Origin of the sequence: Anaeromusa sp., assembly GCF_028691475.1 — a bacterium.
Taxonomy (GTDB): domain Bacteria; phylum Bacillota; class Negativicutes; order Anaeromusales; family Anaeromusaceae; genus Anaeromusa.
On sequence record NZ_JAQUZF010000015.1, the window covers coordinates 1 to 6,471 of the forward strand.

The 6,471-nt window shown below is 47.8% G+C and carries 10 protein-coding genes and 1 other RNA gene; all 11 read right to left on the bottom strand.

Annotated features, from left to right (window positions below; all coding sequences use genetic code 11):
* Positions 1 to 208 (bottom strand): hypothetical protein (locus PHF27_RS03700; RefSeq protein ID WP_300066198.1); only part of this gene is annotated, 208 nt, incomplete at its 3' end.
* Positions 189 to 470 carry a DUF3310 domain-containing protein gene (locus PHF27_RS03705; protein WP_300066201.1) on the bottom strand — a complete coding sequence of 94 codons (282 nt, stop codon included), beginning with the start codon at positions 468 to 470 and terminating at the stop codon, positions 189 to 191. The genes PHF27_RS03705 and PHF27_RS03700, both read right to left, overlap by 20 nt.
* 31 nt (positions 471 to 501) lie before the next feature.
* The gene (locus PHF27_RS03710; protein WP_300066204.1) at positions 502 to 1,875 is read right to left on the bottom strand and encodes a ParB N-terminal domain-containing protein; all 1,374 of its coding nucleotides are present in this window, start codon (positions 1,873 to 1,875) and stop codon (positions 502 to 504) included.
* A 1-nt stretch (position 1,876) separates the two neighbouring features.
* Positions 1,877 to 2,644, bottom strand: a complete 768-nt coding sequence (locus tag PHF27_RS03715) for a ParA family protein (protein ID WP_300066207.1) — start codon at positions 2,642 to 2,644, stop codon at positions 1,877 to 1,879.
* Positions 2,641 to 3,186, bottom strand: coding sequence for a hypothetical protein (locus PHF27_RS03720; protein ID WP_300066209.1), 546 nt, complete (start codon positions 3,184 to 3,186; stop codon positions 2,641 to 2,643). Before PHF27_RS03720 ends, PHF27_RS03715 begins: the two co-directional genes overlap by 4 nt.
* Positions 3,187 to 3,202: 16 nt before the next feature.
* Positions 3,203 to 3,916 carry a hypothetical protein gene (locus PHF27_RS03725; RefSeq protein ID WP_300066212.1) on the bottom strand — a complete coding sequence of 238 codons (714 nt, stop codon included), beginning with the start codon at positions 3,914 to 3,916 and terminating at the stop codon, positions 3,203 to 3,205.
* 481 nt (positions 3,917 to 4,397) lie between these two features.
* A complete protein-coding gene (locus PHF27_RS03730) occupies positions 4,398 to 4,673 on the bottom strand; it encodes a hypothetical protein (protein ID WP_300066215.1) in 276 nt (91 codons plus the stop codon).
* Between the two features lie 223 nt (positions 4,674 to 4,896).
* Positions 4,897 to 5,052: a hypothetical protein gene (locus PHF27_RS03735; protein WP_300066218.1), complete on the bottom strand. Its 156-nt coding sequence runs from the start codon at positions 5,050 to 5,052 to the stop codon at positions 4,897 to 4,899.
* A gap of 15 nt (positions 5,053 to 5,067) precedes the next feature.
* Positions 5,068 to 5,133, bottom strand: an RNA gene (locus PHF27_RS03740) — hammerhead ribozyme type II.
* Between the two features lie 59 nt (positions 5,134 to 5,192).
* Complete coding sequence (locus tag PHF27_RS03745) at positions 5,193 to 6,131, bottom strand: hypothetical protein (RefSeq protein WP_300066221.1); 939 nt, start codon at positions 6,129 to 6,131, stop codon at positions 5,193 to 5,195.
* A 28-nt stretch (positions 6,132 to 6,159) separates the two neighbouring features.
* Positions 6,160 to 6,414, bottom strand: a complete 255-nt coding sequence (locus tag PHF27_RS03750) for a hypothetical protein (protein ID WP_300066224.1) — start codon at positions 6,412 to 6,414, stop codon at positions 6,160 to 6,162.
* Positions 6,415 to 6,471: the final 57 nt, after the last annotated feature.

Consider the following 6,471-nt stretch of genomic DNA (forward strand, 5'->3'; position numbering starts at 1 on the left):
TCTGCTCTTCCCTTGCGATGGATTTTCCAAGATGCTCGCGCGCCGCGTCTCGCTCCTGCTTTATTTCCGTTATCAGCTCCCGTTTGATTTTATTTTCTTCTTCAAGTTCCCCCGCTCGTACTGCGGCGGCTTCCAGCTCGTCTCTAATCTTTCTTATCTCTCCGTATTCAATCTCTACCCACTTGGGGCTAGTCTTTTTCGTTTCCATAATGAAACTCCCCTTGCATGTCTTTTTGTGGATCAATTACCTTCCCTTCTAGCGCCTCTACTAACCATATCGCAAATTGCTTAATCTTTCTTGCGTCGGTAAGCGCTGGTCCTTTCTTTCCCAGTCGCGCCGCGTACTTCATGATATTCCCTTGCAGGTATCCTTGAAACTTTTCGCCCGTCATGGCCGCTTGTATGGTTTCTATTGTCTGTATGCGGTTCTGGTAGTGTTCCGCCCCCAGCGCGCTGCCGTCTTCCTTCATTTCAACTCACGCCCCTTTTATGCTGCTCCTCCTAATCCCGCCCGTACCCAACTTGGGTACATTTCATTTCGTTTAAGTCGCTCTGCACTTTTGGCAACATACTTTCTTTAATGTATGCCACGAGCGCCTCTAGCTCTTTTCCTTTTTGTTGGTTTCCTTTCATCTGCATAGCCCGCAATACTTGCTCTTGTTTTCCAAGTTCTCTTTCTAAAAGCGCGTATACGGTCATAGCCGCTTGAATGGTTTCCGCATTTGTTTTTAGTTCCGTTTTTTCTTTCTTTTCGTAGCCAAGTTCGTTTAATACGGCAATTTGTTCAGTATCTGCGAAATAGAACATACTGTTCACTGCATGTTGAAAGGCTTCGTTTCTCGTGTTAAACGCCGGGTGCCTCCGGCTGTCCTTCGGCTCCGCTTTGTCTCTTTGCGGCCATCTTCCCGCCCCGGCCTCAATGAATCCTCGCGCCGCCGTCGATCTCCATAGTTTGTCTTCTTTGTCGTGTACTACATATATCCTAAAGCCCTCTTTAAATAACCGGCTGTCTCTTATGTCAATAATTTCATCATATTCTTCGTAGCTTTGAACGTCGCGCCAGTCTAGCCGCCCGTATTCGTCGGCTTCGAATTTTACTTCTTGCGTTTCCGCTCCCTTCTTTTGCTCAAAACCGTCTATGCTCATGTTTTCCGGTTCTGCTGGTTCCGCCGGCGCTTCCTGCTGCTGGTACCGCTTTAGCTCTTTCGCCGTTACCTTCCCGCCCGTTTTCTCGTATACGGCTTTTTGGTCCGCCGGTGATAGTTTTGATAGTTCCACTGCCGGTGTCATGGCAAGTTCTTTCTTTTTAATGGCTTCTTTCAGCTCCGGCTCTAGGTTCTTTTCGATCTGCTGCAACCGCCCTACTTCTGACTTTGAAATATTTAAGCATTCGGCAATGGTATCTTGTAGCCTCCCCGGTATTTTCTCGCCCCGGTCTTTCTTTTTCTGCAACAGCTCCGATAGTTGGCGCACTTCCTCTATTTTCTCTGCAAGGTCTTTGTCTCTGTGGTGGTTGGTGATAATCAGTTCAATTTGCTCGTCTTCTGTGCTTTGGGACTTTTTGACGATGCATGGCACCATCTTGTAATTCTCTTTTCCTTCGTCCGTCAGCCGCCTGCACGCCAGATAGCGGCGCTCCCCTGCGATGATGCTGTATTTCCCGCCCTCCACGGCTTTTACGATAAGCGGCTGCTCTACGCCGTACATTTCAATTGTCGCCTTTAGCTGCTCATTCTGCTTTTCTATTCCTTCGTCTCCCGTGACGCGGTAAAAGTTCTTTTCGTTCGGCACCAGGTTTTCAATGTCGATCATCACGATGGACGGCGCAACCGCCGCCGCCCTCTTACCCATTGCCGCCAGCATGTCAAAAGCCATCTTATTTTTCCTCCCTTTGCAAGTATTCCTCGACAAATCCCATATAGTCCAGCGCTGCTCTGTTCCGCTTGGCGTGTTCCACGATAGGTATTTGCAAAAAAGTAGACTCTTTTACTTTTACGGTTAAGTGAATCATGTTTTCGAATATCTTGTTTTCCGGGTCTTGGCGCAGTTGGCGCGCTCCTTCTTTGTCTACTTTTGCGCGGCTGTTGTATTTTGTGATAAGCACCCCCGCAATGTTTATGTTGTTGTTTAAGCCGCTTTCTCGCGCTATCCGCACTTGCTTCCTAATTTCGTCCAGGCCGTCCAGGCCGAAACAATCTATTTCCGTTGGTACGATAACATCATCTGATGCAATGATTGCATTGATAACGTTGGCTGTCATATTTGGCGCGTTGTCGATAATTACATAGTCAAAGTCCGCTTCCAGCCCCCGCAGGCAGTCTCTTAGAATTAGTACTTCGCCGCTTTTTGACATTTCAATATTTGCCGCCGCCAAATCCATAGCCGACGGAAGGATGCTTAAGTTTTGATACTGCGTTTCTTTGATGGCCTCCCGCAAAATCCCCTTGTCCCCGCCCGACTGGAATACTTCGGCTATGCCAGGCCGCAGGCCCTTGCGGTTGAAAAATGTAGACACGTTGCTTTGAATATCATTGTCTACAATCAGTACCCGCTTTCCCTTTCTGTTTAAAATATACGCCATGTTGATCGCCGTCGTTGATTTCCCCACGCCGCCTTTTAGGTTTGCGATGCTTATGATTTTCATTTTTCCTCATACGCCTCTCTTTCAATTTCCATTCCCGGCAGTCTGTGTAGCCAATCATTGTTTTTCCATACGTCTTCTTTTATTGGCGCGAGCACGTGCACGCCATCAACAACAAGCATTTTCCCAGCTCTTGCGATACATTCCGTGCTTTGCAGCATTTCCAGTCGCTCTTTTTTAATGGCAGTATAGGAAAACCCGTCCGTATACAGGTAGCAACCGGAAATCTCGATCCGCGTGTACGTAAGCATCTTTCTTGAATCCGCTTCATTTATCCACTCGTTGTATCGTGCTTCCCATTCCTCTAGTCCTGGGCTACGCTCGGACATTACCAGGCCGTCTTTTGTCTGCATGTACCATGTGTCCAGTCGTGGCACTTCCAGTTTGCAGCGCACAGAGAAAAATTGGTCTTCCGAAAGGCTCAGTACGAATTGCCCCGTAATGAGCAACTTCCCCGACTGGCATTCCATCATCATGAACTCGCCTAACCCGCCCGCCTGTTTTGCTACTTTCTTGGTTTCAACGCGAAACATTTCATTCGTCATGCTTGGCCCTCCTTGTTTAATCTCTAACAAACACTATGTGTTGGTATGGGTACCCGTCTTTTGTGTACCCTTTGTATGTCAAGCGCTTATGCACGTGATAGCCTTTAGGCGGTACGATTCTGCTGCTATAGCATTCTGACCGCGTCACCTTCTCTTTCTTTTCGATAGGCTCTACTAGGTTTGCGCTGGTTCTGATGCGTCCCGAATGCTCGTCCACGTCTTCTTTCTTGAAATAGGCCGCTAAGTTGTTGCAATCATCCACGTCTCCGCCGAACAGCTCCACTCTCACCCGCCCAAGAGTCCAGTATTTCTTTATGGCCTCCATGTCTTCCGCCGTTAGGGAATTTATAAGTAAATGGCTGTGCGGCCTGCCCCTTCCCGTCATGTTTTCCAGCACCGCTATGTATTTCAATTCGTCCCCTTTTCGTTTGTAGTACCGGCGCAGGTTCACCAAGAAGTTGTCCACTGACTTCTTTATGCTTTCCTTTTCCGGTACTTCTCCGCTTATGGTCATCGTCAAGTACCAATCCCCCGCCCGGAAGTTGTTTGCTATCTTTAGCGCCAGTCTGGCAGCAGCATGGCGGCGGTTTGTCTCTTTCTGCTGCTCTGGTGTTTGCTTTACTTTCTTGGCTCTTTTTCTCCCTTCTTTCCCCTCTGGCACCGTGCGGTATGTATAATACAAATCTTTTTCTATGATTCTACGGTCTATTGTTGCTCTGGTCTTTCTCATATACGCCATCTCGTCAGCCCTTCCGATCCGTATAAAAATACCATGCTCTTGTTCGAGTTATTAATTGCTTTATCAAGGGGAAAAGAGGCCCTAAACCTCTTTGTTTTCGGCTGACATTTTGGTATAATATTGTTGTAAATATTTTCGTCAGCCTATAAAAACAGCAGCGCTACCAACACTGCTGTTTTTTGCTTTATATGGTTTTTACTCATGGGCGGTTTCTCTTGTAGAAACCGCCTTTTTCTTTTACAGCATCCTTTGTTTAAATTCATTTCTAAGTTTTTCCATTCCGTTTTTTATTGAAAAGTTGCAGTGCCAAGACGTTCTTTCCATGTATTTGCATTCGCAGCAGTGGTCCATGCAAACAACGCCTGTGTTTTTCCGGCATGTTACGCCGTGAATTACCTCTTTGCCGCACACTGCGCACAGTCGATTGTGGTAAAGCATTGGCGGCGGCTCCGGTGCGCGCGGTACAGCTTTCCTATTCCGTGCAATCATTCTCTTCATGGGCTTCTTGGTCTTCTGGTCTGCGGTACAAGTGCAGGTACACAAATTTCCCGGCTGTTTTTCTTACATGCTCATAATTATCGGTTTTACCGTCGCTTTGCGCCGTTCCCGGTATTGCTTCGAACACCGCATCCGGCCCGACGTGTATTTCAATCCTTTCGTCCGATAAATCCCGAAACCCTAAAGCCCCTTGGTTTTTCATTTCTGCCGCCGCTAACTCAAACAGCGTTACTGCCTGTTCAAAGGTCATGCCCCTTGCGCCTCCTCTTTGTTTATTGTGTTCCTGTTTTTCCTTGGCTTTATTTGTCCAGTATTCACTGCCCACGCCGCCACGATCTCTGCTAGCTTTACGGGCGGCTGGTCTGTTGGCTCGTCGCTACCTCGGACTGACAGTTCTTTGCCGGTATGCCTGCAAATTCTGATTTCTACCATTTTCCACCCCTCTTTTAGAGGCGGGACAAAATTGCCCCGCCCTATGCCGTCTTTCCCGTTACCCCGAACATGCTGTCGTAGGCGATGGATAAACCGTCAACAACTCCGGCTGCGTAGTCCAGTTTGTCCGCAGGAACTTTTTTCAATTTCTCGAAGATGGCCCTAAGTTCCATTTCCTTTTTTTCCATGTCTTCCATGTTGACGCTCCTTCCTTTGGCCTGTCTCATCAGGACGGGTAGGCCGTTTCCCGCCAACGCCCGTGCGTGGGCGTTTCGACATTTTTTTGTAGCGGCGGACTATCGCCCGCCCAAGCAGATACCTGTTTTCAGTCCACAGATTACACGTGGCAATATGCCAGGCGACCGCCGATGCCCGCGCTGGAGGTGCCCGAAACGTCGGGCAAGGCCAGCGTGAACAGCCCGCCCATGGCCCCGTAGCCCCAGCTGCCGCCGTAAATCGGATAGCGAATTCCGTCTACACCTGCCCAAAAATAATCTTTAATTTTTTCATCACCGCTCGGATACAGTGCAAGTTCCTTTAATATGTCCGGTATTTCTATATCAGTCTCTAGCCTCGCAAACCGACACCCGTTCCAGTCTCCTTCTGCCTCTTCCGTAGTCAACTTTAATCCGCTCGCAGTTTCGGAAATATTTATCTTATTTTTTCCTACCATAATTGGTTTCCACTCGCCGCTCGTCTCCGACTGGTCTATGTGTTTCGCCGCGTTGTTGTCTGGAATGATTTGAATTTCCCCGTTATGCAGACGCAAGCCGCCAAGCCATTCAAAAACGTTGCCGTTCATGTCAAAGATTCCTTCCGGCGTATGGTCGTGCGACCAGGTTGCCGGACCGCTCCCCGTCAGTACCTTGCGACCGTCAAAGCAAATTCCCGATTCGTCTGCGTGCTGATAATCAGAACCAAAATTATTGTTTCCGTGTGGCAATGTACCGTTTTTCATTGACCACAAGGCGATTGCGGCCCGCTCCGCATTGGTCATTAAATGCCAGCCATCGCCTTTTGCTTCACTCGCTTGCACCATGTCGTTAAAAGTCGCATTTACGGTCGGCTGCTGAAAAGCGAGACTATATGCTAATCCGTTTACGATTACGCTTTGGTATTTTCCAATATAAATTTCCGGCACTTCGCGTCCATCTACAATGAAAGCCGGGTGAGTTTCTTCCCGCCCTCCTGCAATAACATCTGATACCTTGAATTTAGGGATACGTACCATCATGCTTGGCTTCCCGGCATTGTCAAAAATCATTTTGTTCGACATTGTTAGCCCTCCCGTTTTTGTTTTGGCCCTACATCTTCTCGCTGATTCTTTGCGTTTCTTTGGCTAATTTTCCCATTATTTTTTGTTCTACTTTAGTTTCATTGCTTTTCCATTTGTTTAAAAAGGCCACGTTTTTTCTTATTTCTTTCATGGTCAATGGGTCCGCAAGTCCCCTGGCTTTCAGTGTCTTTATTTGTTGCAAGGTCATTTCTGCAAATTCTAGATTGATTTCTTCTTGCAAGGCCACTGCTTCGGCGGTGGCTGCTTTTTTTGTAGGCTCCATTTTCTCGCCTCCTTTCTTCGGTTGTGTTTCTACAAGCACATATTACCATTTATAATT

Coding starts and splice junctions, on each gene's coding strand:
- PHF27_RS03720 (WP_300066209.1), bottom strand. CDS start 3,186: ATGACGAATGAAATGTTTCGCGTTGAAACCAAGAAAGTAGCAAAACAG.
- PHF27_RS03715 (WP_300066207.1), bottom strand. CDS start 2,644: ATGAAAATCATAAGCATCGCAAACCTAAAAGGCGGCGTGGGGAAATCA.
- PHF27_RS03735 (WP_300066218.1), bottom strand. CDS start 5,052: ATGGAAGACATGGAAAAAAAGGAAATGGAACTTAGGGCCATCTTCGAG.
- PHF27_RS03730 (WP_300066215.1), bottom strand. CDS start 4,673: ATGACCTTTGAACAGGCAGTAACGCTGTTTGAGTTAGCGGCGGCAGAA.
- PHF27_RS03725 (WP_300066212.1), bottom strand. CDS start 3,916: ATGAGAAAGACCAGAGCAACAATAGACCGTAGAATCATAGAAAAAGAT.
- PHF27_RS03705 (WP_300066201.1), bottom strand. CDS start 470: ATGAAGGAAGACGGCAGCGCGCTGGGGGCGGAACACTACCAGAACCGC.
- PHF27_RS03750 (WP_300066224.1), bottom strand. CDS start 6,414: ATGGAGCCTACAAAAAAAGCAGCCACCGCCGAAGCAGTGGCCTTGCAA.
- PHF27_RS03745 (WP_300066221.1), bottom strand. CDS start 6,131: ATGTCGAACAAAATGATTTTTGACAATGCCGGGAAGCCAAGCATGATG.
- PHF27_RS03710 (WP_300066204.1), bottom strand. CDS start 1,875: ATGGCTTTTGACATGCTGGCGGCAATGGGTAAGAGGGCGGCGGCGGTT.